Origin of the sequence: Microcystis wesenbergii NRERC-220 (assembly GCF_032027425.1) — a bacterium.
Classification (GTDB): domain Bacteria; phylum Cyanobacteriota; class Cyanobacteriia; order Cyanobacteriales; family Microcystaceae; genus Microcystis; species Microcystis wesenbergii_A.
The window spans coordinates 4063771-4087556 of sequence record NZ_JAVSJA010000001.1 but is presented as its reverse complement, the minus strand read 5'-3'; the positions used below and the strand labels follow the sequence as shown (position 1 = coordinate 4087556).

The following is a 23786-nucleotide window of genomic DNA, read 5'->3' as shown; positions in this document are numbered from 1 at the left end:
TTGTACTGAATAAGTACAAGGATCACCACTGTAGAGGTTAGGGAATTTTATGGGACTCTGGTTAAGAAAAAATCTCTTTAACACTTGGTACAACGTCATCTTAACCCTTGCGGGTCTATTTCTCAGCCTCTGGGGTGGTTTAAGTTTTCTCGATTGGGCGATAAATGGGGCAAAATGGGCTGTAGTGACGGAAAATCTCGGTTTATTTGTGGTCGGTCGTTATCCAGACCAGTCAATATGGCGGATTTGGCTGATTTTAACGATACTTGCGGCTTTATCGCTGTTTTCTTGGCAATTAACCCGGGGTCGCTTCCCCAATTGCCCCGCTTTTCTCCAACGCTGGTGGGGATTGCTCTGGTTATTGACTTTACCTTTAATCGCTTGGTTACTATTGGGAGGATTATTTTTAAAGGCCATTCCCCTCGATGATCTCAGTGGTTTAATCTTAACTTTATTAGTAGCGATCGCCAGTATGATTTTATCTTTCCCCTTGGGGGTATTATTAGCCCTGGGGAGACAGAGTGAATTACCGGCAATTCGTTGGCTATCTATTGGTTATATCGAATTATTGCGCGGTTTACCTTTGTTGGGAATTTTATTCATGGCCCAGGTGATGTTACCCTTAATTTTACCCGCCGGGACGAGACCAGAACGGGTGATCAGAGCGATCGCCGGATTTACCCTTTTTGCAGCAGCCTATCTGGCCGAAAATGTCCGCGGTGGTTTACAAGCGATTCCCAAGGGTCAAATTGAAGCGGCCAAAGCTTTGGGTTTAAAACCGATTTTCGTTTTATTATTGATCGTTCTACCCCAAGCTTTAAAAGCGGTCATTCCCGCTATTGTTGGTCAATTTATCAGTTTATTTAAGGATACTTCTCTACTGGCGATCGTGGGACTGGTGGACCTCTTGGGTATGGCAGGCTCTGTTTTAGCTAATCCGAAATTTATCGGCGATTATCCAGAGGTTTATCTATTTTTGGCTTTTATTTACTGGATTTTCTGTTATTCTATGTCCCTAGCCAGTCGTAGGTTAGAACAGCGTTGATTGGGGTGTGGGGTGTGGGGTGTGGGGTGTGGGGTGATGGGGTGATGGGGAAGTGGGGTGTGGGGTGTGGGGTGTGGGGTGTGGGGTGTGGGGTGTGGGGTGTGGGGTGTGGGGTGTGGGGTGTAGGGTGTGGGGTGTGGGGTGTCGGAAGAATAAATAGAAATAATCTCCTGTCTCCCGTCTCCTGTCTCCTGATGACCGGCTACTAACCCCACCAACAGACTTATTCAGCACACCCTACCTGGCTTTTTGTCATAAATATTGATATTATTTAACAATGAGCAGCAATTTATGGTAGATATATTTATTTAGGAGAGCGAGAAAATGGCTGGATTCTTTGGCCTGTTTGGCAATAAGACGAAATACGTCGATGAACCGATGGATATGAGCGCACCGGAACCGAAAGAGGCTTTTTACTTGGAACCCGATGACGCTAAAACTCTCGGTAATATCGACTTTATGCGGACACCGATCACGATCCGACGTACTTTCCCGAAAACTGCCTCGAATAAGAAGGGTGGCGAATCGATTAAACAGATTTCTTCTATGGAAGTCAGCAAAGTCACCGATAACGGGATTGTGGCAAAATCGGCGACTTCCGAGGCTAATAGTAAGGCTAACGGCGCTAATGATAACGTTCGTCGCGCTAACGATGACAATATCAATCCTTTCCTGAAAATGGCCCGCGAAATCAAGAAATAGTATAGGGTTTGCTGAATAAATCTAAAAACCTTGTTGGGTAAAACTTTTAGACCTTTTGGCCATCAAAAAGTAATGGATCTGGGAGTGATCGGGGGAAAAATCCCTGGACTTTTTCCCTGAAAATTAGGTAATTGACCCCCTCAAAATCGGTAAAACCCTACACCCCACACCCCACACCCTACACCCTGCCCCCAGGAAAAACTTTTTCAGCAAACCCTAGTATAGTAAGGTGAGCATTGGCCACCCTTGATATCAAACTTTGGTGGGGAAAGCCCACCTTTTTTATGACCATTATTAACGGAAAAACCAAGTTATTAGGCGTAATCGGCGATCCTATCGGCCATACTCTTTCTCCCCCCATGCACAATGCCGCTATCGATGCCTTGGGGCTAAATTATGTCTATCTTCCCCTACCGATCGCCCCGAAAAATTTAGCAACTGCGATCGCTGGCTTGGCCGCCATCGATCTAGAGGGTTTTAGCGTCACAATTCCCCATAAATTAGCAATTATTCCCTTATTATCGCAAATTACCGAGAAAGCCAGGCTAGTGGGCGCAGTTAACACCGTTTGGCGCACGGAAACTGGCTGGCGGGGAACGAATACCGATGTGGATGGCTTTCTCGCACCCTTGAAATCCCTTGACAAAGATTGGAGTCGGGTGAATCCAGTTATTTTAGGCAATGGCGGCGCTGCCCGGGCGGTAGTGGTGGCTTGCGCCCAGTTGGGCTGTGGCAAAATTCATGTGGTAGGACGCAATCAAAGGAAATTAGATCCTTTTAAAGAAAGTTGGGCGAATACAAGCCTCTATGACCTCCTAGAAGTGCATAGCTGGGACGAATTAGAGGGGCTGGTATCCACCACAGAACTCCTGATTAATTCTACCCCGATCGGAATGTCCCCCCAGGGCGAACAATCCCCTGTTGAGTTAGAATTATTAGACCTTTTACCCCCATCGGCGATCGCATACGATCTGATTTATAATCCCCGACCGACCAAATTTCTCCGGTTAGCCCAGACTAGAGGGATCAGAATTATTGATGGGCTAGAAATGTTAGTTAATCAGGGAGCGATTGCGTTAGAAATCTGGTTAGGTCAACCCGTCCCCGTCTCGGTCATGCGGGAAGCTTTGTTAAAACAATTCTAAATGCTAAAATCCTATTTCTAGCTTTATTTATGCCCCCTTCTAGCTCCTTTTGGAAAACTCTGAATAACTCGATTCTAGTGCGCTATCTATTATTATTTGGCTGTGGCTGGAGTCTGATTGTCTTAATTAACTATTTCTACGGGATGATCGCTATTTTTACCGGTTCGGCAGTCCTGGCCGCTCTATTAAATTATCCCGTGGTTTGGTTATCCCGTTATCTACCGAGAGGACTAGCCATTGCTATTACCACCCTAGTAGCTTTTATCCTCCTATTTAGATTAGTCACAGGCATAGGATTAGAAGCGGTTAATCAGGGGAGAGGACTACTATTCAATCTTACCGATGCCCTTAGTCAAAAAGATTTTTTACCCTTTCAAGACTTTCTTGATCGGTTAGATTTGAATAAAATGGTGGGAAGCTTACAAACCGGTTTAGCCACGGGTTTATCGATCGTACAGGGAGTTTTTTCCAGTGTCTTTACGGGCATTTTCGGGGCGGTGATCAGTGTTTATATGCTCATCGATGGTGATAAACTTTGGCGAGGTTTTTTGCAACTTCTCCCCCTAGCATACCGGGAGCGTTTTGCCAAGTCTTTTCGACAAAGTTTTCTGGGATTTATTCGCGGGCAACTGTTGTTAATGCTCTTTTTATCGGTGACGAGTTTCTTAAGTTTTTCCCTATTAGGAATCAAATATGGGCTAATTTTAGCGAGCATTCTCGGTGTTATCGATGCTATCCCTGGTATCGGGGCAACCCTGGGCATTTTGTTGGTAACTATCTTGACTTTTACCTCCCAGGGACTAGCAATTGCCGTTAAAGCTTTTATTGTCTGTGTTGTCTTGGTGCAAATTCAAGATAATATTATTCGCCCTAAAGTTATGGGCAATGCCCTAGAATTAAACCCGGTAATTTTATTTTTATCTCTCTTTATCGGCGAAAGAGTTGCGGGATTATTAGGGGTTTTTCTCTCCATACCTATCGCCGGAATGATTGCGATCTGGATCGGATCGAGCGAAGAAAAACCAATAACAGCTTTAGAGGAAAATCAGTTAGGAGAAAGTCAAGATAATTAAGAGCCGATCCCCGGTCTCTACTATACAATTAGGGAAATTTGTTATCTACAAAACTCGATCGCTACCTATGGAAAACTTAGATTTAAAGAAATCCTCGCCCCTCTTACTTATCTCACCGTTTTTTCTCTGGGGAACAGCGATGGTAGCGATGAAGGGTGTTATCCCCCACACCACCCCCCTATTTATGGCGGGAATTCGCCTTGTCCCCGCCGGAATGTTAGTTTTAATAGTAGCTTGGTTTTTAGGTCGTCCTCAGCCCAAAACCCTGCAAGCATGGTTATGGATTGCCCTTTTTGCTCTGATGGATGCCACTCTTTTTCAAGGTTTTCTGGCATTGGGATTAAATCGCACCGGGGCGGGGTTAGGATCGGTAATTATTGACTCCCAACCTCTAGCGGTGGCTTTAATGTCCAGTTGGCTATTTAAGGAAGTTATCGGTGTCTGGGGATGGTTGGGATTGGGTTTAGGAATTGGGGGAATTAGTTTAATCGGCTTGCCCGATCAATGGTTTTATGACTTTTTTGGACAAAAAGCAGTAAATATTGACTTTAGCTGGCAGGAATTACTAAATAGCGGCGAAATGCTCATGCTTTTGGCTTCCCTGTCCATGGCAGTGGGAACAGTCTTAATCCGGTTTGTCTGTCGTCATGCGGATCCCGTCAGCGCCACGGGATGGCACATGATTTTAGGAGGATTGCCGCTATTTTTAGCTTCAGCCTTCACCGAATCCCATCAATGGCAGAATATAGATTTAAATGGTTGGTTAGCTTTAAGTTATGCCACTATTTTTGGTAGTGCGATCGCATACGGAGTATTCTTTTATTTAGCCGCCAAGGGCAATTTAACCAGTTTAAGTTCTTTAACTTTTTTAACTCCAGTTTTTGCCCTCACTTTCGGGAATTTATTTCTCGGTGAGATGTTAAGTGTATTGCAATGGGTGGGGGTATCTTTAACCCTCGTTAGTATTTATTTAATCAATCAAAGGGAAAGAATCGCCCCACAATTGCGGGCAATTTTTGCTAATCTTTCCTCACTTATACCCAAAAGCAACTAACTCAAATTCTCTCCGAATTACCTCGACTCTGGCAAAATTTGCTTCTTGTAATTTCCGGTTGAGATTTTGAGAGGTAAAACCAGTTTTATGAGCCATATAGGGCATTCCGGGGACTTCTGTTCCCATGCCGTAAAACATCCATAAAGCGCGCACCGGACCTCCGGGAGAAATATATAAAGGTTCATTTTCCATATCACCTCTAGCGACAAATTCGGCGGCAGTTTGCATATCGGGAACCACGATCATCAAAAAGCCTTCAGGTTTAAGAATGCGTTTAAATTCCCCTAGGGCGATGGGAACTTCGTAATGATAAATATGTTCTAAATTATGACTAGAAAAAACCGCATCGACGGAGTTATCGGGAACGGCACTTAAATCGGTAATCGTTCCTAAAATATCGGGGTTAACAGCAGTATTGATATCGAGGCGAATTTCTTGCCAATTGCCATCGCGGAATAGTTGGGGTAAGGCTTCGGGATTATAGGGACCACAACCCACATTTAAAACCAGTTTTTTCGGGGATTTTAGCGCTGTTATCTCCGGGGGAGCATTCCAAGCTAATAAACAAATATTTTTGAAACCAAGCAAACCGTGATTAGCGACTTGATCATCTAAAATTATCTGGGCTTGGGGATGGGTTTTAGTAAAATCTTTTATTGCCTGTTGGAGAGCAGGATGCTGACATTTATTGATGATAATTAAAGCGGAATCAGACCAGAAGTTTTTGGCTAAAAGTAGGGATATGAAGAGCGATCGATAGTCTTCGGCGGCATCGTAGTAATAAACTCCCAGCTTTTCTTCACTGTTTAATTCTTCGAGATCATCGAAAAAGTTTTCCGTTTCTTGATCGCTTAAAAATATCTGTTCTGATAGTTGAAAATCCTCCAAATCCTCAGATAATATAGTTAGCTTTTCTCCCGATGGATCGTATTTAAAAAAAGCTTCTACGCCATAACCGCAGCGATCGCTATTATCGCAGAAAGCGGCGGCTAAACTACCGCGACGAAAACAACCCACTTGACAGTAAACCTCGTCCGGTTGCAGACAGGCAACGGCTAGATTGAGCAGGGGAAAGAGATTGCGATCGGGATAGGAGGCGGTTTTTTGGCTTAAAATGGTTAATTGCTCGGAAATAGGCGACATTAAAGCCGATCCCCAATCCTGATACTGTTGAGGCAATTGTTCTAAGAATTTCTGTAAATCCATGCTCTTGCAAAAGTGACGATCCTCACCTCTAATCATAGATCGTTGTGTTAGGGATGAAGTCACAGACTTAATTGTAGAAGAGTGCTAATCTGATCTATTAGCCCATCAGCACCAGTAGAGGAGCTTTTGATATGCCCTACAATTGCTTCCAGAGCAAATTTTGGGGAGTACGGGGGAGTATTCCCTGTCCAGGTTCAGAAACCGTTCGTTATGGTGGTAATACTTCCTGTGTGGAGATGCAAGTCGGCGGATGTCATGATTATTGATGCTACCTACACCGATGAGGAATACAACGATCCTAAGTATTCTAAGGTGGGTTGGGGTCATTCCACTTGGCAGCAGGCAGTCAAAATCGCCCAGGCAGCGCAAGTTAAGCAGTTAGTTCTATTTCATCACGATCCCGCCCATAATGACGATTTTCTCGATCGCATCGGGGAAGAAGCAAGAAAGATTTTCCCTGAAACTATTCTCGCCCAGGAAGGCCTCTCGATCGAACTGCGACCGGAGGGATCAACTGCCGAAAAGGAAAACTTTGTACCTCCTACAAGTTCACCATCAGAAGTAGCTAGGGCTGGCTGAATAATGGTAAAACCCCTTTTAAAATAAGGCTTTTGACCTGTTAAAATCCGATGTTCATGCTGCGAAAATAGGATTGGGACCTTCAAAAACCTGGCATTATCCTTCTTATAGTACATAAACTGGTACAAAAAAGAGGGCAACAAAGCCTGAAACTCCTGATACTAAATCCAGTTATTAAAAACTGATTATTTATTCTCCCCTTTGCATGAGTGCCTCTTGCATGAGTGCCTATCCTGATATGTAGCCTATACTCAACGGATTTAGTATGACTCCTGACTCCCCAGACTCCTGACTTGAAAGAGGGTGTAGGGTGTAGGCTTTTACCCATTTTCATCTGGTAAATTACCTAATTTTCAGGGAAAAAGTCCCTGAATTTTCCCCCCGATCACTCCCATCGCTGGTACTTTTTGATTTCAAAAAAGCCGAAAGATATTATCCAACAAGGTTTTTAGATTTATTCAGCGAACCCTAGATAGGAAAAGTGGGATGGGTTAAAAATTAACACATCCCACAAGTCTTATTGCCATCTACCAACTTGAAAATCTAGACTGTTTTTTCCGCTCTAACTCGCTCTACCCTGCGAGGAATGGAGCAATCGAGGAAGTTAGGAACCTCCTGACGACAGTGAGGACAATACCAGTAGGCACGACTAGCCACAAGGTGACGAAGGGTAATTCCCGAACAAATAGGGCAGCTGTGCATGGATTGTCAGACTAATTTTAAACGTTTTTAAAATCGTCCTACCTCCTGAAATAATCTTAAACAAAATCGCCGCTCTTTAAATCTAACTTTAGGTAGAAACCGGGTATTTCTTTCGATAGATTTCCCAGAAAATACCTAAGAATGAGGACGGAAAAGATGGGAATGTTGCGGGTGATAAAGTTGCGATCGAGTTCCTGTAATCTGGTTTAAAGCGGGACTAATTAGATAAAGGGTAGTTCTAGTTAAATTTTCCCTATGGGTTAATTGGGCCATCTCTGACAGGGGGACAACCCAGATTTTTTCGTCAGGCCAACCGAGACGGTAACAAACGGCCACCTGTTGCTCTGGCTGGTAGTATCGTAGGAGTTTTTCCTGGGCTTTGTCAATATGACGGGCGGATAAATATAGGCATAAACTGGCTTTATGAGCGGCTAAAGAGGCTAATTCTTCACTTTCTGGTATATGAGAGGCTTTCCCTTCCACCCGGGTTAGAATAATTGTCTGGACTAATTCAGGAATCGTTAATTCTAGGGCCAATTTGGCCGCTAATCCTTGAAAGGCACTAATTCCGGGGATTAGCTGAAAGGGGATATCTGCTGCTGTCAAAAGATGAATTTGTTCTTGGATGGCACTATAAAGACTTAAATCCCCCGATTGCAGTCGCACCACCGCTAAACCCCGACGCACGCGATCGATCATTAAAGGGATAATTTCCTCTAGGGTGATGCTACTGGTGGGAATTAACTCGGCATCTTGACGAGTATCCTCAAGAATCTGTTTGGGGACGAGGGAATCAGCAAAGAGGATAACATCGGCTTTTTGGAGAATTTTATAGGCTTTTACCGTCAATAATTCTGGATCTCCAGGACCTGCACCAATAAAGTAAACGGCCGGGGGGAGAGGAGAGGAGTCAATTAAAGTCATACTAAATCCTGTTTAAAAGGGGTGTGGGAAGTGGGGTGTGGGGTGTGGGGTGTGGGGTGTGGGGATGTGGGGAGAATAAATAAAAACAATCTCCTGAATCCTGAATACTGAATCCTATCATTAACCTGAACATTTGTATTTAATTAGGGCTTGCTGAATAAATCTAAAAACCTTGTTGGATAAGGCTTTTAGACTTTTTTTTCCTCAAAAAGTGCCGACCATTGGAGGGATCGGGGGTAAAATTCAGGTACTTTTTCCCTGAAAATTAGGTAACTGACTACCTCAAAATCGGTAAAACCCTACACCCCACACCCCACACCCCACACCCTGCCCCCACCAACAAACTTTTTCAGCAGACCCTAATTAGGGTGAATGACTATAATTAATGATAAAGCACAGTCAGCATTGATAATGATTAGCGATCAATCCCTCCCCCCCCAAAATATTGAAGCGGAAGAATCTATCTTAGGTGGCATTTTACTAGATCCAAAAGCGTTAGGTAGAATCAGTGATTTTTTAATTCCAGAAGCTTTCTATGTGAAAACCCATCAAGATATTTATCGTGCGGCGCTTGCTTTACAAGGGAAGGGAAAACCGACGGATTTAATGACGGTTAGCAGTTGGTTACAGGATAATCATCTGTTGGAAGAAATCGGGGGAATGCCGCGATTGTTACAATTAATTGAGCGCACTGTTTCGGCTGCCAACATCGATCGCTATGCTGAATTAGTGATGGATAAATATATGCGTCGTCAGTTAATTTCCACCGGGGGAGAAATTATTGAGTTAGCCAGGGATACGACGCTAGAATTAGAAAATGTTTTCGATGAATCGGAACAAAAGATTTTTCGTCTCACCCAAAAACGACCCCAGGAGGGTTTAATTTTTCTGGGGGATACTTTAATTGAAACTTTTAATGAAATTGAGAAAATGCAGGAGACGACCACTCTACCCGGTATCGAAACTCAATTTTATGATCTCGATGCGATGACCAGTGGTTTACAACCCTCGGATTTAGTTATTATCGCGGGTAGGCCTTCCATGGGAAAAACTTCTTTTGCTCTTAATATTGCCTATAATATCGCTCAACAGAATTTACCTGTGGCTGTCTTTAGTTTGGAGATGTCCAAGGAACAATTAGCCCAACGTTTGTTATCGAATGAGGCTAAAATCGAAAGTAATCGGATTCGCTCGGGCCGTTTGGGACAAAATGATTTAGAGAAGGTTCTTGGGGGACTAGAAAAGTTATTAAATTTGCCCATATATATCGATGACAGTGCCAATTTAAGTGTAATTCAAATGCGTTCCCAAGTGCGGCGTTTACAGGCGGAAAAAAAGGGACAAATGGGCTTAGTTTTAATCGATTATCTGCAATTAATGGAAGGGGGAGGTGATAATCGCGTTCAGGAAATTTCTAAAATTACCCGCAGTCTTAAGGGTTTAGCGAGAGAAATTCATGCTCCAGTAATTGCCCTTTCTCAGTTAAGTCGCGCTGTGGAATCTCGCAATAATAAAAGACCGATGATGTCCGATTTACGCGAGTCGGGATGTTTAGCGGGTGATAGTTTAGTTGAGTTAGCAGATCCTCGTGCTAAAGTGCCAATTTGTCAGTTAGTTAATTGCTCTAATTTTACGGTTTTTGCTCTTAATGAGGAAACAATGAAATTAGAAAAAGCACTGGTAACTAAAGTCTTTTCCACAGGATTTAAGCCAGTTTTTCGATTAACAACTCGTTTAGGTTGCACGATTAGAGCTACAGCCAATCATAAGTTTTTGACTGTCCACGGTTGGCAAAGATTAGATGAATTAAATATTGGTAATTATATCGCTTTACCTCGCTCTCTGAGTAATTCAGACCTAACTTTTAATTGGGATGAAGTTATGGCAATTCAAGCGGATGGAGAGACAGAAGTGTATGATTTAACAGTAGATAAACTGCATAACTTTATTGCCAATAATATCATCGTTCATAATAGTATCGAACAGGATGCGGATTTAATTATGATGTTATACCGAGATGAATATTATAACCCCGATAGTCCCGATCGAGGTGTGGCCGAAGTAATTATTACTAAACACCGTAACGGTCCCACCGGCACAATTAAGCTACTTTTTCAACCGGAATTTACCAAGTTTCTCAATCTTAAACAAAGTCGCTCTAATTATTAAAATGAAAGCAACTATTAATTATAAAACTCCCAATTGGCTCTTAATACTTTTGGCAATTATCCTAACTCTCGGTGTGGTTTTTCGTTTTGCGAATATCGATAAAAAAATCTATTGGCATGATGAATCCTACACCACGATTAGAACCACTGGTTATCAAGCAAAGGAAATCGCCGATACTATCTTTCAAAATCGTTTTTTATCTACCACAGAATTAGGAAAATTTCAACAACTGAAACCCGAAAGTAATGTTTTTGATACGATTCAATCTCTCGCTAAAGAAGACCCTCAGCACCCACCTTTATACTTTATTATCTCTCGCTATTGGGAAAAAATATTCGGTTTTTCTCCCGTTTCTTCCCGCAGTTTAGCGATTATTTTTAGTCTTCTCTCCCTGCCATTTATTTACTATCTATCCCTAGAATTATTTACATCAAAGTTAACGGCAATTTTAGCAGTAATTTTATTGGCACTGTCCCCAGTTGATATAATATTTGCTCAAATGTCCCGTCAGTATAGTCTTTTAGTTTTGTTAACGATAATCAGTCAATTGATGCTGTTAAAATGTCTCAAAAAAAGAACTCTTGTTAATTGGTCTTTATACACCCTCGCTAATACTCTCGGACTCTACACCCATCTCTTTTTTATCCTCAACTTATTTGCTCAAGCAACCTTGATAATTTGGTATCTTGTTATGAAACCAGAGCGAAAAAATAACTTGATATTTTTCCTGTTATCTGGGTTAACGATGATGATTTTATATATACCCTGGTTACAGGTTTTTTTAACTAACTCTCAAAGGGCCTTTAACTCCACCAGTTGGGCTGCCGTTAACTATCTCGATTGGGGATTGTTCGGTAAATTATGGCTCTTAACTTTTACTTCTCTATTTAGCGATAGCGATTTTGGTTTTAATAACATCTTTACCTATATATATAGAGTAATTTTTTTAATCTTAACTATCTATGCTTTTGAGCGAGTTTATCGCTACAATAACCCGATAGCTTTTACTTTTCTGATTACCTCAACCCTAGTACCTTTCCTAGCTTTAGTCATTCCCGATCTAATTTTGACCACCACTAGATCAACTGTCACCCGTTATCTAATTGCGACCTTTCCTACTATCTATATAACTGTGGCTTTTTTCTTGTCACAATTGCTTAATCAAGGTAAATTTTTAGGTAAAATTATCTTGACTTTTCTGTTAACTGCTAGTATAATATCGAACTTCAATAATGCTCTTTCCGAAACCAGTTGGGCAAAAGTTCCTAGTTATTGGAATGGCGAAGTTGCGAGAAAAATCAATGCTGTACCTAAGGCCATTATTATCAGCGACGAAGGTAATGACTGGACTAACTTAGGTGATTTGCTTTCCCTGAATTATCGTCTTAATGCTGATGTACAATACTTTCTGACTACCACTAACCCCGATACCGATAAGTTAGAAGAAGTCCTAGAAATTCCCCGCGTCAACTTATTTCTTTTTCGTCCTTCCAATCGGTTATTACTGGCCCTAGATCAATTCGATATTCGTCTTGATTATTTCTATCCTCAAGGTCAATTGTGGCGAGGGAAGAAATAGGCAAATATATATTTTGGGTCAATCTAGCCTGAAAGAGTTGAGCAAAGCTGTTATCATAACCAGTTAAAAGCGTTAATCTTCACCTTAAAGAAATGACTTTTCTAATTCCGACCAGCGTTTGGCGGCAAATTCTTAAAAAGCTCCCCATACTACTATTCTTAGTATCTTTTCTAATAGTCCTACTATTAGGCTATTTTTCCGCTGCTTTCTCTCAAAGTCGGGATGGCGATATCCGCGGTGTTTGGATCACTACCAACGATACTGCGATGCTGATGGACAGGGATAAACGACAACAGGCGATCGAGCAATTAGTTAATCTTAATTTTAATGCTATCTATCCCGTGGTTTGGAATTCCGGTTATGCTCTCTATCCTAGTGCGATCGCTCAACGGGAAGGAATACAGCCTTTTGTGCCTACGGGAGCGCAGGGACAAGATATCTTGGCAGAATTGGTGGAACAAACCCGTGGAATGGGATTATTAGTCATTCCTTGGTTTGAATTCGGATTTATGGCCCCTCCCACCTCAGAATTAGCCTTAAAACATCAGGACTGGTTAACCCAAAAACGCGACGGAGGGACCACTTGGGTGGGGGCAGCCGGTGAGGTGGTGTGGTTGAATCCCTTCCGTCCCGAGGTGCAGAATTTTCTGCGGGAATTAGTCTTGGAAGTGGTGAGACAATACGATATTAACGGCATCCAATTCGACGATCATCTGAGTTTACCCAACGAATTCGGCTATGATCCCTATACTATCGCCCTTTATCAACAGGAAACCGAAAAAACGCCCCCGGCTAACCCCCGGGATCCCGAATGGACAAAATGGCGGGCCGATAAAATCACTGCTTTTCTGGCTAATCTCAAAGAATCAATTGAGGCAATTAAACCGAATATACTGCTTTCGATCGCCCCTAATCCCTACGAATTCGCCTATAATGGTCATTTACAGGATTGGCTCGGTTGGGTGCGGCAAGGATTAGTCGACGAGTTAATTGTACAGGTTTATCGTCCCGATCTGCCCAGTTTTCTCAAACAAATAGAGCGTCCCGAAATTCAGGAAACCCAGCAAACTATCCCCACCGGTGTGGGAGTTTTAACCGGTTTACGCAATCGACCGATTGCCCTACCCTTTATTGAAGAAAAGGTATTGGCTGCTCGTCAACGGGGTTTAGGGGTGATTTTCTTCTTTTATGAAAGTCTCTGGCAGCAAGCTTTGGAACCTCCAGAAACCAGAAAAGCGGCAATTCAAGCGATGTTTTCCCAACCCATTACTCCCCGTCTTCCCGTGCTGGAAAATATTCCCTTAGTTAGTACCCCTGAACCTATTTACCAGCCAGAACCAACCCCCACACCTCCCCCCTTAGCGCCGGACGGGATCGAAATTCCTGTAATTCCCCCTCCGGGTAGTTAATAGCAATTTTTGCCCATCAAAATTATACTAAATACTGTTTAAAAGGTATAGGAGAGTGGCGGTTTTTTTTCAGTGTTGCCAAAGGCACGGCGTAGCCGTCCAGTAAACAGTAAACAGTGAAATGCTGCCAGCTAAAAAGCTTGTCAAGATTGCAGAGAAGCAGCATTTATTCAGAGTAAATCTTTCAGTCCTATGGTGATATAATTTTGATTTTGATTGGGATTTTGGATAAACCTAACGACGATTTTATCTCGTTCTTCTAATAGGGTTTCTAGGGTTAATAAATTTGATGTTGTAGATTGAGAGAGAATTTTATATAAGGTACTCTCGCGCGAATTATAGTCTGGCTCATTTTCTTTGGCAATCTCACTAATTTCGTTACGATTATAAAAAATGATTCCTCTGAAATGCACAAATATTTCTGTATCTTGATAGTTTTTCTGGGGATTAGCATGATTATTGAGAGTCAGAAGCATATAGATTCTATTCATCCCGCTTTGAAATTTACCAGCAAGCTGCTTTAATGTGCTTTCTTTGTCTTTTTTTGCCTGTAGGGATGCTTTGAGTTCAACTAAACAAATTTGCAGATGATAATTGAGAATTTTACCAGCATCATCGACTTTTCTCTGTAAAACTAATATAGCTTTTTCAGGGGTTTTGCCAGAAGCAGAGATACCGGGTAACTCTTTTTCTAAATTGATAACCCAGATTTTATCTACTTCTATAGATATATTTTTGTCATTTTTAGACGATAACTGTAAGTGATTAATAACTACTTTCTTTAAATCGCTCTTATTTGTTTCTTGAATTTCAATATACGCATCCTGACTAAGGCAGATTTCTTCAATAAAACCCGATTTTTTAAAGCTTGGTGAAACTCTTGTCTAAGGGAAAATATTTCTTTTTTTGAGTTAGACTTACTCATTCTCTGCTAAATAGATATGATTGGTTAAAATTTCTCCAGATTTCTGCACGGAGTTGATAACTTCTGTAAAATTACGAAAATAAACACCATATTGACTGGTTCCATAATCAATAATTTTATCACCTGTGAAAAAGTAAACCCCTAAGTCTTCTTTAGCAATTGAAATTTCTGGATTTAAATTTTTTAATTGATTATCCTCAATAATTTTTGTGACATCAACATCATAACTTTTTAAGGTATGAAGATAAACATAATTGTTGAGAATATCGGTTAAAATTGGGCTATGGGTGGTGATCAAAACCCGATTATTATGCTCGGTGACAAATTGAACTAAAATATCCATTAAGCGAATTTGATTTTCGGGATGCAAATTAACTTCTGGTTCATCTATCATCAAAAAATTGTTTTTTTCCTTGGCCCAATATTTGAGATAAAGATACAAGATAGTCAACTGATTGACTGAAGATGAAGCTAGATACATGGGTAAATCTTTGCTTTCATCGAATTTAAAAGAAAATTGAATAGGTGCGATCGATTCTAGACTAGAAATCGTGATTTCTCCTCCCATTAATCCGCTCATCTTTTCAATCAGAGAATTATAAACTGAATTAATTTTTTTCTTGGTATTGAGAGAATAAAGCGACTCAATCACTTTATTCATTGGTTCTGTATAAGACCTTTTGGGTAATTGTTCCCGAAGACGTTTTAATTTATCTTCATGACTGTCACTATCATCATCAATATTTTCTATTAATTCTAAAAATAGACGGTTAGACTCAATTCTCTTATTTCTTTCTATCTCATAAATGTACTGGTAGAAAACAGGAAAAAAGCTACGACTAGCGGGGATAAAAAAAGTATCTTCTGCATGAGACAAAAGCACTCTTATTATTGACGGAATAATTACTGATTCCTTGTATGGTTTAGCTCTCTCAAAAAAGTCTCTGGGTATTTTATCAAATACTTTTTCAGGGATATTATTCTCTTTTATATTTATTGTTAGGCTACCTTTGCCCTTGCTAATCTGTAAATACTCCAGATCATTATTTCCTGCAACACGAACCAAAAAAGTTGTTTTAAATTTCGTCTCTTTAAATTCTTTGATATTTGCTTGAAAAATTAATTTATTGGAACCAATAATCGTTTCTTTAATACTGGCATCAAGATTATAAGTATTAACAACTTCTTTTTCAATAAATCGGCTAAATTTATTGAGAATCTCATCGATTAATTCTTGATTGATCGTAATTTTTTTAATAGGTTTTTCCGAGTCAATTACTAAAGAATCAATTTGGGTATTTTCGGAAAACTTTCTAATATTGTCATCATTAAAAATTGTCCATAAAAGCTGAGAAACTAGGGTTTTGCCACTATTGTTGTAGCCAATAAAAGTATAAAACTTCTTAGTTAAATCTATAGCTTGATTATTATTTCTAATTGATCCCAAATTCTTGATCAGTAGTTCCATATTATTTTTACCAATCACACCGAGAGGATAACTAATTTTTAAAGGTGGACAAAATGCCCACCCTTAACACTATTGTAAACTGCTAGTTAACTGACTTTTGGCCTTAGCTAAAGCTTCGCTTAACTTACTAGCATCCCGTCCCCCAGCTTGAGCTAAATTGGGACGACCACCACCACCACCAGCGCAGATTTTAGCGATCACACCGATAAATTTACCCGCTTGTAAACCCTTATCTTTAATCACCCGGGGACTAAAAGCGGCCACTAAACTCACTTTATCAGCTGCGGGAGTCGAGGCCAAAATCACTGCCCCTTCCCCTAATTTTTGCTGTAGTCTTTCGGCTGCGGCCATCAAAGCATTGGCATCAATATCGCCCAAAGAAGCGACTAATAGCTTAAATTCGCCGATAGATTCAGCTTGAGATAGCAAAGCATCCGATTTATTTAGTGCTAACTCCTGTTTAACCGCTTCTAACTGCTTTTGTGTCCCCTTTAACTCCGATTGTAGGGCCGTAATGCGATCGGGAATTTCCAGAGGTTTGACCTTAAAGCGATCGCACAAGTCCCGCACTACCTGATCCCGTTCATTCAGGTATGCTAACACGGCGGGGCCAGCCACCGCTTCGATGCGACGAATTCCTGCGGCGATTCCCGTCTCGGAGATGATTTTAAATAAACCGATCTCGGCGGTATTTTTAACGTGAGTTCCCCCGCATAATTCCATAGAAACGCTAGGAATATCGATAACTCGCACTTCTGAGCCGTATTTCTCGCCAAACATGGCAATAGCTCCCTTCTGCTTCGCTTCTTCCAATCCCATCACCGCTATCTCGGTGTCATGCGCTTCGGCAATCCAAGTGTTAATCTGTTCTTCCACCTGTTGCAATTCAGCGCCAGTCAGGGGACGAGGACAGTTAAAATCAAAACGGAGGCGCTCAAAACTGACGAGGGAACCTGCTTGGGAAATCCCCCCATCCACAAGCTTTTTCAAGGCCGATTGTAGCAGATGGGTGGCGGTATGATTAGCTTGGGCGCGACGACGACAGGAACGGTCAATCTGTGCATTAATTGTATCGCCGGTGGTGACAATTCCCCGCTCAATCCGACCAAAATGGATAAAAATCCCCGATTCTTTCTGCACATCCTCAACGCGGATAACCAGATTATCGCCGGTTAAATAACCCTTGTCACCGATTTGTCCACCCGATTCGGCATAAAAAGGGGTTTGATCGAGAACTATCTGCACCTCAGTGCCTGCTGCGGCCGATTCCACCGTTTTACCAGTGACCAAAACTGCCGTTACTGTTGCGTTTGCTTGCAAATCCGTATAACCGAGAAATTCCGTCGGGTGAATATGTTCCGCCAGCTTATCTAAACTGCCCTGTACCGTCAAATCTATGGTTTCGTGGGCGGCTTTTGATCTTTGCTGCTGTTTTTTCATTTCCTGCTCGAAACCCGCCGTATCGACGCTTAAACCCTGCTCCTCGGCGATTTCTTGAGTGAGTTCCAGGGGGAAGCCATAGGTATCATAAAGGGTAAAGGCATCGACTCCCGAAATCTGGCTTTTTTCTTTTTCTAGAATCGATTCGAGCAGTTTCTCGCCTCTTTCTAGGGTTTCTAAAAATCTCGCTTCCTCTCGCTCTAATTCTGCCTTGATAACCGTTTCTCGTTCCCGAACATTGCCATAGACGGACTCGGAAAGAGCGATCGCCACTTCCGCCACTTTGGTGATAAATTGACCTTCAATACCGATCAAACGCCCGTGTCGTACTACTCTCCGAATCAGACGACGCAGGACGTAACCTCTGTCAGTATTCGATGCTGAGATACCATCCGCTATCATGTGTACTACCGAACGCACATGATCGCCGATGACTTTTAGGGAAACTTTCGTTTTTTCGTCCGCTTTCTGGTAGTCTATGGCTGCTAACCGGGCCGCTTCAGCGACAATCGGGAAAATTAGGTCAGTTTCGTAGTTATTGGCGACTTTTTGCAGGATTTGCGCCATCCGTTCCAAACCCATCCCCGTATCGATGTTTTTATTCGCTAGGGGTGTTAGATTGCCGTCCGCGTCGCGGTTATACTGCATGAAGACGAGGTTATAAAACTCGATAAAACGGCTATCATCCTCTAAATCGATGGTTTTATCCCCTAATTCCGGGTGAAAATCGTAGTAAATTTCCGAACAGGGACCACAGGGACCCGTGGGACCCGATACCCAAAAGTTATCCGCTTCGCCCATTTTTTGGATACGATGGGCAGGAATACCGATTTTATCGCGCCAGATAGCGAAAGCTTCCTCATCCTCTTTAAAGACACTAACGACTAATCTTTCGGGGGGAAGGTTAAAAACTTCTGTGGACAATTCCCAGGCCCAGGCGATCGCTTGTTCTTTAAAATAATCACCAAAGCTAAAATTGCCCAACATCTCAAAAAAAGTATGATGTCTAGCAGTCCGGCCGACATTTTCGATATCGTTGGTGCGAATACATTTTTGGGAAGTGGTAGCGCGGGGAAATTCTGGGGTCTTTTGCCCTAAGAAAATCGGTTTAAAAGGGAGCATTCCCGCAATAGTCAGCAAAACGGTGGGGTCTTCTGGTACTAGAGAGGCACTAGGGAGAATTTTATGGTTTCTGGCCGCAAAAAAGTCTAAAAATCGCTGGCGAATCTCGCTTCCGCTTAGGTGGTTACTCATAGAAGATGTCAGTTAGTCAGAAAATGCCTATTTTATCCATTGTGGCATTTTTGCGTTTTAACTCTCCACCTTTACTCTCGCGCCGCTTGTCGGACCTGTTCTAAGTCTAAATCCAAAGCTTGAGCGATTTGTTCCACACTTAAACCCAAAGCAAGCAAACGGGGAATAGATTCCAGTTTTCCTTCTAGTTTTCCTTCTAGTTTTCCTTCCAGTTTTCCTTCCAGTCGTCCTTCCCGTTTAGTTGCTTCCTTCCATTCCTGATAGGTTTGAGATAAGGTCATAAACACCTCTCTATCTTCAGTTTCTAGGATGTTATTTATTTCCATACTAACCCGCCAACTAATTAAGGCTCTTCGTTACTCTTTATGCTAAATCAACAGACAAGATGCCAAGACAACATACTTCTAACCCAAAAATTCCGAAAGTTTCTAAAGCCATAGCCTCTTCGTTTTATTAGTTTAAGTTTATTGTTGATTCCCTCGACTAATCCATTCGTTGTCCTTCGCTCGAAATAACTAATGATTTCTCCAAACCAGTTTCGGATTGTTTGACAACTCTTGGTAAAAACACTGGAGGATTTTGCCAACCATTCCGAGATGGATAGCATTCCCTCTGTCGGATTCTTTGAGGTTTCGTAAATCCTTCTGAATTCTTACTTTAATTCGTGCATCTCTTTCAAATTTAGCCAAGTTTTTTTGATAGCTTCTAGTTTGATTTTTTGGGGTTCCGTTAAATCTTCTTCATTTTTTAACAGGCTATATTTACTTCGCTTTAAAACTTCTAGCTTCGCTTCTTTTTCCGCTTTCTGTTTTTTATTTTTCCGCGCTTCTACGGCTCTTTTTTCCGCTCTTCTCTGTTCGTCTAACTCTTGATTAATTTGTTTCATTACATGGAATCTATCAGCGACTACCTCGGCCGACGGCATCAATTCTTTTACCAGATTTTTATAGGACAACCAAAGATCTATGCTTACTTCTTCAATTGGCTCTAACACCTCTTTTCCCCAGCCCGTAAGGGTTTTCTTAAACTCTTCTTGTGTTCGCTTCTCCAGAATAGCTATTAGTTTTCCCGTATCTAAATTTACTAAAACTGCACAGTAATTTTTTTGTCCCTTCACTAGAGCGATTTCATCAATTCCTAGTCTTTTTAATTCCGATAAATCTGGCTCGGTAATTTCTTCAGCGATGTCCTCTAGCATTCTTTGAATCTCTTCTTCCGTTACGTCATTTCTTCGGCTAACATTTAAAAATATCTCCTGATTTTAATTGTTCAAGTATATTCTCGGCTAGTCTTTTCGTATAGGTTCGTTTACTGGCGACAAAATCTAACTCTTCGCTAAAGGGCTTCTGACAATTATCGCACTTAAATTGACGACGATTAACTTGTAGGTACACTGGTTGGCCTGAGAGCGGTAAATCTTTGACTAAATGTCGATGATTTTGGTGTAGTTTATCGCTCTCTAACCCACAACGAGGACAGATTGCTTTTTTCTTTTTCGATTCGATTCGTCAAACTATACCGACATTTTCTAGGTGTCGATAGCCTTGAATAGAGGTTCCTTCTAGGTTCAAAAATTTGTCAAGTATCATAAGTAAAATACTCTGGTTTTTGGCTATTATATTAAATCTTAACTCAATTGTCTATCTTTTGGTATTAACCTGTTTGTGTCTAAAATTTCTCCCTGTATAGATTTCAGCTATTTTTGAGCGTAAGCACTATCATCGAATTTTATTTTAAGTTAATTATTTGCATAACAATTACCGAAGAGCCCTAATTAATAATTCCAGGACATTTTCCCGGAAAGCATTACCTTGAGGTAATTCTAACAATTCTCGCACCGCTTGGTCTTGAGTTTTTCCCCGTCCTAATAATCTTAACCAAAGAGTCTCAGCCGTCACAGGCAATTGATTAATAGCGATAATTGCCGTGCGATAAAGCGAGGGAAGAAAATAGACTCCTTCTGGCCAATCTGGGTCTAATTTTGCCCCAATACTCTCTAAAAGAGTCAGACTAGCGGAAGGGGATAAAATCCACAAACGAGGGGCATTGTCTTCATTGTAACTCTGATTTTCCCGTTTAGCTTGTCTTTGCAGTTCAGCTAAAATCGTCAAAAGTTTTGCTAAACAATTACGAATCTCGCTACGGTTGGGAGGATTGCGATAGGGTTCAATCAAGACAGTATTAAGGACAATTCTGCCTAATAATCCCAGATAATCGGGGTTGGGTTCGGGATTGGGGGAAAAAAATAAATCTATCTGTCGGGTTTCGTCGCTGACTTCTTTGCTGATTTCGACGATTCCCAGGGGAGAAAGTAATTGTTCAAGGTAGTTTTTGGCAAATTGGTCATGGGGTTTCATGGAGTTTCTTGAATAGCTTGTCGGACTTGTTCTAAGTCTAAATCCAAAGCTTGAGCGATTTGTTCCACACTTAAACCCAAAGCAAGCAAACGGGGAATAGATTCCAGTTTAGCCTCTAGTTTACCTCGCTCTAGTCCTCGCTCTAGTCCTTGTTCTAGTCCTTGTTCGATTCCTTCCTGTTTAGTTGCTTCCTTCCATTCCTGATAGGTTTGAGATAAGGTCATAAACACCTCTCTATCTTCAGTTTCTAGGATGTTATTTATTTCCATACTAACCCGCCAACTAATTAATAATTCCAGGACATTTTCCCAGAAAGCATTACCTTGAGGTAATTCTAACAATTCTCGCACCGCTTGGTCTTGAGTTTTTCCCCGTCCTAATAATCTTAACCAGAGAGTCTCAGCCGTCACAGGCAATTGATTAATAGCGATAATTGCCGTGCGATAAAGCGAGGGAAGAAAATAGACTCCTTCTGGCCAATCTGGGTCTAATTTTGCCCCAATACTCTCTAAAAGAGTCAGACTAGCGGAAGGGGATAAAATCCACAAACGAGGGGCATTGTCTTCATTGTAACTCTGATTTTCCCGTTTAGCTTGTCTTTGCAGTTCAGCTAAAATCGTCAAAAGTTTCGCTAAACAATTACGAATCTCGCTACGGTTGGGAGGATTGCGATAGGGTTCAATCAAGACAGTATTAAGGACAATTCTGCCTAATAATCCCAGATAATCGGGGTTGGGTTCGGGATTGGGGGAAAAAAATAAATCTATCTGTCGGGTTTCGTCGCTGACTTCTTTGCTGATTTCGACGATTCCCAGGGGAGAAAGTAATTGTTCAAGGTAGTTTTTGGCAAATTGGTCATGGGGTTTCATGGAGTTTCTTGAATAGCTTGTCGGACTTGTTCTAAGTCTAAATCCAAAGCTTGAGCGATTTGTTCCACACTTAAACCCAAAGCAAGCAAACGGGGAATAGATTCCAGTTTAGCCTCTAGTTTACCTCGCTCTAGTCCTCGCTCTAGTCCTTGTTCTAGTCCTTGTTCGATTCCTTCCTGTTTAGTTGCTTCCTTCCATTCCTGATAGGTTTGAGATAAGGTCATAAACACCTCTCTATCTTCAGTTTCTAGGATGTTATTTATTTCCATACTAACCCGCCAACTAATTAATAATTCCAGGACATTTTCCCAGAAAGCATTACCTTGAGGTAATTCTAACAATTCTCGCACCGCTTGGTCTTGAGTTTTTCCCCGTCCTAATAATCTTAACCAGAGAGTCTCAGCCGTCACAGGCAATTGATTAATAGCGATAATTGCCGTGCGATAAAGCGAGGGAAGAAAATAGACTCCTTCTGGCCAATCTGGGTCTAATTTTGCCCCAATACTCTCTAAAAGAGTCAGACTAGCGGAAGGGGATAAAATCCACAAACGAGGGGCATTGTCTTCATTGTAACTCTGATTTTCCCGTTTAGCTTGTCTTTGCAGTTCAGCTAAAATCGTCAAAAGTTTCGCTAAACAATTACGAATCTCGCTACGGTTGGGAGGATTGCGATAGGGTTCAATCAAGACAGTATTAAGGACAATTCTGCCTAATAATCCCAGATAATCGGGGTTGGGTTCGGGATTGGGGGAAAAAAATAAATCTATCTGTCGGGTTTCGTCGCTGACTTCTTTGCTGATTTCGACGATTCCCAGGGGAGAAAGTAATTGTTCAAGGTAGTTTTTGGCAAATTGGTCATGGGGTTTCATGGAGTTTCTTGAATAGCTTGTCGGACTTGTTCTAAGTCTAAATCCAAAGCTTGAGCGATTTGTTCCACACTTAAACCCAAAGCAAGCAAACGGGGAATAGATTCCAGTTTAGCCTCTAGTTTACCTCGCTCTAGTCCTCGCTCTAGTCCTTGTTCTAGTCCTTGTTCGATTCCTTCCTGTTTAGTTGCTTCCTTCCATTCCTGATAGGTTTGAGATAAGGTCATAAACACCTCTCTATCTTCAGTTTCTAGGATGTTATTTATTTCCATACTAACCCGCCAACTAATTAATAATTCCAGGACATTTTCCCAGAAAGCATTACCTTGAGGTAATTCTAACAATTCTCGCACCGCTTGGTCTTGAGTTTTTCCCCGTCCTAATAATCTTAACCAGAGAGTCTCAGCCGTCACAGGCAATTGATTAATAGCGATAATTGCCGTGCGATAAAGCGAGGGAAGAAAATAGACTCCTTCTGGCCAATCTGGGTCTAATTTTGCCCCAATACTCTCTAAAAGAGTCAGACTAGCGGAAGGGGATAAAATCCACAAACGAGGGGCATTGTCTTCATTGTAACTCTGATTTTCCCGTTTAGCTTGTCTTTGCAGTTCAGCTAAAATCGTCAAAAGTTTCGCTAAACAATTACGAATCTCGCTACGGTTGGGAGGATTGCGATAGGGTTCAATCAAGACAGTATTAAGGACAATTCTGCCTAATAATCCCAGATAATCGGGGTTGGGTTCGGGATTGGGGGAAAAAAATAAATCTATCTGTCGGGTTTCGTCGCTGACTTCTTTGCTGATTTCGACGATTCCCAGGGGAGAAAGTAATTGTTCAAGGTAGTTTTTGGCAAATTGGTCATGGGGTTTCATGGACTGAGCAGTTAATCGATAATTTTCAATTGTATAGTTATTAAAAAAGTGGGTTATTTAAACCCACTTCTCAAGTGATGATTGGTAGTTTTTGGAATCTGAATTTTCAAATTGTGCCAGAAACTATGAGCCGCCATGGCAATTATTC

The 23786-nt window shown here is 41.5% G+C and carries 18 protein-coding genes and 4 pseudogenes; 10 read left to right on the top strand and 12 right to left on the bottom strand.

Annotated elements, in window-relative coordinates; all coding sequences use genetic code 11:
- Positions 1-49 precede the first annotated feature (49 nt).
- From RAM70_RS19775 to RAM70_RS19755, 5 genes are all read left to right on the top strand, one after another.
- Positions 50-1045 carry an amino acid ABC transporter permease gene (locus RAM70_RS19775; RefSeq protein WP_045358864.1) on the top strand — a complete coding sequence of 332 codons (996 nt, stop codon included), beginning with the start codon at positions 50-52 and terminating at the stop codon, positions 1043-1045.
- 324 nt (positions 1046-1369) lie between these two features.
- Positions 1370-1747 carry a hypothetical protein gene (locus tag RAM70_RS19770; RefSeq protein WP_052277890.1) on the top strand — a complete coding sequence of 126 codons (378 nt, stop codon included), beginning with the start codon at positions 1370-1372 and terminating at the stop codon, positions 1745-1747.
- A gap of 284 nt (positions 1748-2031) precedes the next feature.
- A complete protein-coding gene (locus RAM70_RS19765; RefSeq protein ID WP_312675252.1) occupies positions 2032-2892 on the top strand; it encodes a shikimate dehydrogenase in 861 nt (286 codons plus the stop codon).
- 29 nt (positions 2893-2921) lie between these two features.
- Positions 2922-3965, top strand: a complete 1044-nt coding sequence (locus tag RAM70_RS19760) for an AI-2E family transporter (RefSeq protein WP_312675250.1) — start codon at positions 2922-2924, stop codon at positions 3963-3965.
- 67 nt (positions 3966-4032) lie between these two features.
- Complete coding sequence (locus RAM70_RS19755; RefSeq protein WP_045358869.1) at positions 4033-5019, top strand: DMT family transporter; 987 nt, start codon at positions 4033-4035, stop codon at positions 5017-5019.
- Here the strand turns inward: RAM70_RS19755 and RAM70_RS19750 are convergent.
- Complete coding sequence (locus RAM70_RS19750; RefSeq protein ID WP_045358871.1) at positions 4996-6225, bottom strand: class I SAM-dependent methyltransferase; 1230 nt, start codon at positions 6223-6225, stop codon at positions 4996-4998. The genes RAM70_RS19755 and RAM70_RS19750 overlap by 24 nt on opposite strands.
- 131 nt (positions 6226-6356) lie before the next feature.
- Here RAM70_RS19750 and RAM70_RS23035 point away from each other — a divergent pair, with 131 nt between their 5' ends.
- Together RAM70_RS23035 and RAM70_RS19745 are read left to right on the top strand one after the other, a co-directional pair.
- On the top strand, positions 6357-6491 hold the full coding sequence (locus tag RAM70_RS23035; RefSeq protein ID WP_376750895.1) for a hypothetical protein: 135 nt from the start codon (positions 6357-6359) through the stop codon (positions 6489-6491).
- A pseudogene (locus RAM70_RS19745) lies at positions 6466-6804 on the top strand (MBL fold metallo-hydrolase); the annotation flags it as partial. The gene RAM70_RS23035 and the pseudogene RAM70_RS19745, both read left to right, overlap by 26 nt.
- Positions 6805-7347: 543 nt before the next feature.
- On the opposite strand, the gene RAM70_RS19740 reads toward RAM70_RS19745, so the two are convergent.
- Both RAM70_RS19740 and cobM read right to left on the bottom strand, forming a co-directional pair.
- Positions 7348-7506: a hypothetical protein gene (locus RAM70_RS19740; protein ID WP_190381893.1), complete on the bottom strand. Its 159-nt coding sequence runs from the start codon at positions 7504-7506 to the stop codon at positions 7348-7350.
- A 135-nt stretch (positions 7507-7641) separates the two neighbouring features.
- The gene (cobM, locus tag RAM70_RS19735; protein ID WP_045358872.1) at positions 7642-8430 is read right to left on the bottom strand and encodes a precorrin-4 C(11)-methyltransferase; all 789 of its coding nucleotides are present in this window, start codon (positions 8428-8430) and stop codon (positions 7642-7644) included.
- Positions 8431-8841: 411 nt separating this feature from the next.
- Between cobM and dnaB the strand changes: the two genes are divergently transcribed.
- From dnaB to RAM70_RS19720, 3 genes are all read left to right on the top strand, one after another.
- The gene (gene dnaB, locus RAM70_RS19730; protein WP_045358878.1) at positions 8842-10599 is read left to right on the top strand and encodes a replicative DNA helicase; all 1758 of its coding nucleotides are present in this window, start codon (positions 8842-8844) and stop codon (positions 10597-10599) included.
- Position 10600: 1 nt separating this feature from the next.
- Positions 10601-12178 (top strand): glycosyltransferase family 39 protein, encoded by a 1578-nt coding sequence (locus RAM70_RS19725; protein ID WP_312675246.1) that lies wholly within the window; start codon positions 10601-10603, stop codon positions 12176-12178.
- A gap of 92 nt (positions 12179-12270) precedes the next feature.
- Complete coding sequence (locus tag RAM70_RS19720) at positions 12271-13587, top strand: family 10 glycosylhydrolase (protein ID WP_312675245.1); 1317 nt, start codon at positions 12271-12273, stop codon at positions 13585-13587.
- 170 nt (positions 13588-13757) lie between these two features.
- Here RAM70_RS19720 and RAM70_RS19715 read toward each other — a convergent pair whose 3' ends face one another.
- The 9 genes and pseudogenes from RAM70_RS19715 to RAM70_RS19675 form a co-directional block, all read right to left on the bottom strand.
- Complete coding sequence (locus RAM70_RS19715; protein WP_312675243.1) at positions 13758-14078, bottom strand: hypothetical protein; 321 nt, start codon at positions 14076-14078, stop codon at positions 13758-13760.
- Between the two features lie 426 nt (positions 14079-14504).
- Positions 14505-15980, bottom strand: coding sequence for an AAA family ATPase (locus tag RAM70_RS19710; protein WP_312675241.1), 1476 nt, complete (start codon positions 15978-15980; stop codon positions 14505-14507).
- 69 nt (positions 15981-16049) lie between these two features.
- Positions 16050-18674 carry an alanine--tRNA ligase gene (gene alaS / locus RAM70_RS19705; protein ID WP_312675239.1) on the bottom strand — a complete coding sequence of 875 codons (2625 nt, stop codon included), beginning with the start codon at positions 18672-18674 and terminating at the stop codon, positions 16050-16052.
- A gap of 71 nt (positions 18675-18745) precedes the next feature.
- Positions 18746-19021: pseudogene (locus RAM70_RS19700) on the bottom strand (hypothetical protein); the annotation flags it as partial.
- A 26-nt stretch (positions 19022-19047) separates the two neighbouring features.
- Positions 19048-20263, bottom strand: a pseudogene (locus RAM70_RS19695) (ISL3 family transposase).
- Positions 20264-20446: 183 nt separating this feature from the next.
- A pseudogene (locus tag RAM70_RS19690) lies at positions 20447-21031 on the bottom strand (flagellar assembly protein H); the annotation flags it as partial.
- The gene (locus tag RAM70_RS19685) at positions 21028-21900 is read right to left on the bottom strand and encodes an RpnC/YadD family protein (RefSeq protein ID WP_312675235.1); all 873 of its coding nucleotides are present in this window, start codon (positions 21898-21900) and stop codon (positions 21028-21030) included. The pseudogene RAM70_RS19690 and the gene RAM70_RS19685, both read right to left, overlap by 4 nt.
- A complete protein-coding gene (locus RAM70_RS19680; RefSeq protein WP_312675235.1) occupies positions 21897-22769 on the bottom strand; it encodes an RpnC/YadD family protein in 873 nt (290 codons plus the stop codon). The genes RAM70_RS19685 and RAM70_RS19680 overlap by 4 nt, the downstream gene beginning before the upstream one ends.
- Positions 22766-23638 (bottom strand): RpnC/YadD family protein, encoded by an 873-nt coding sequence (locus tag RAM70_RS19675; RefSeq protein WP_312675235.1) that lies wholly within the window; start codon positions 23636-23638, stop codon positions 22766-22768. Before RAM70_RS19675 ends, RAM70_RS19680 begins: the two co-directional genes overlap by 4 nt.
- Between the last annotated feature and the right edge of the window lie 148 nt (positions 23639-23786).

What these genes read in the sequence shown, in the direction of transcription:
- RAM70_RS19710 (WP_312675241.1), bottom strand. Translation starts at nt 15,980, where the DNA reads ATGGAACTACTGATCAAGAATTTGGGATCAATTAGAAATAATAATCAA.
- RAM70_RS19725 (WP_312675246.1), top strand. Translation starts at nt 10,601, where the DNA reads ATGAAAGCAACTATTAATTATAAAACTCCCAATTGGCTCTTAATACTT.
- RAM70_RS19680 (WP_312675235.1), bottom strand. Translation starts at nt 22,769, where the DNA reads ATGAAACCCCATGACCAATTTGCCAAAAACTACCTTGAACAATTACTT.
- RAM70_RS19715 (WP_312675243.1), bottom strand. Translation starts at nt 14,078, where the DNA reads ATGAATAGAATCTATATGCTTCTGACTCTCAATAATCATGCTAATCCC.
- RAM70_RS19740 (WP_190381893.1), bottom strand. Translation starts at nt 7,506, where the DNA reads ATGCACAGCTGCCCTATTTGTTCGGGAATTACCCTTCGTCACCTTGTG.
- RAM70_RS19775 (WP_045358864.1), top strand. Translation starts at nt 50, where the DNA reads ATGGGACTCTGGTTAAGAAAAAATCTCTTTAACACTTGGTACAACGTC.
- cobM (WP_045358872.1), bottom strand. Translation starts at nt 8,430, where the DNA reads ATGACTTTAATTGACTCCTCTCCTCTCCCCCCGGCCGTTTACTTTATT.
- RAM70_RS23035 (WP_376750895.1), top strand. Translation starts at nt 6,357, where the DNA reads ATGCCCTACAATTGCTTCCAGAGCAAATTTTGGGGAGTACGGGGGAGT.
- alaS (WP_312675239.1), bottom strand. Translation starts at nt 18,674, where the DNA reads ATGAGTAACCACCTAAGCGGAAGCGAGATTCGCCAGCGATTTTTAGAC.
- RAM70_RS19750 (WP_045358871.1), bottom strand. Translation starts at nt 6,225, where the DNA reads ATGGATTTACAGAAATTCTTAGAACAATTGCCTCAACAGTATCAGGAT.
- RAM70_RS19720 (WP_312675245.1), top strand. Translation starts at nt 12,271, where the DNA reads ATGACTTTTCTAATTCCGACCAGCGTTTGGCGGCAAATTCTTAAAAAG.
- RAM70_RS19685 (WP_312675235.1), bottom strand. Translation starts at nt 21,900, where the DNA reads ATGAAACCCCATGACCAATTTGCCAAAAACTACCTTGAACAATTACTT.
- RAM70_RS19760 (WP_312675250.1), top strand. Translation starts at nt 2,922, where the DNA reads ATGCCCCCTTCTAGCTCCTTTTGGAAAACTCTGAATAACTCGATTCTA.
- dnaB (WP_045358878.1), top strand. Translation starts at nt 8,842, where the DNA reads ATGATTAGCGATCAATCCCTCCCCCCCCAAAATATTGAAGCGGAAGAA.
- RAM70_RS19765 (WP_312675252.1), top strand. Translation starts at nt 2,032, where the DNA reads ATGACCATTATTAACGGAAAAACCAAGTTATTAGGCGTAATCGGCGAT.
- RAM70_RS19675 (WP_312675235.1), bottom strand. Translation starts at nt 23,638, where the DNA reads ATGAAACCCCATGACCAATTTGCCAAAAACTACCTTGAACAATTACTT.
- RAM70_RS19770 (WP_052277890.1), top strand. Translation starts at nt 1,370, where the DNA reads ATGGCTGGATTCTTTGGCCTGTTTGGCAATAAGACGAAATACGTCGAT.
- RAM70_RS19755 (WP_045358869.1), top strand. Translation starts at nt 4,033, where the DNA reads ATGGAAAACTTAGATTTAAAGAAATCCTCGCCCCTCTTACTTATCTCA.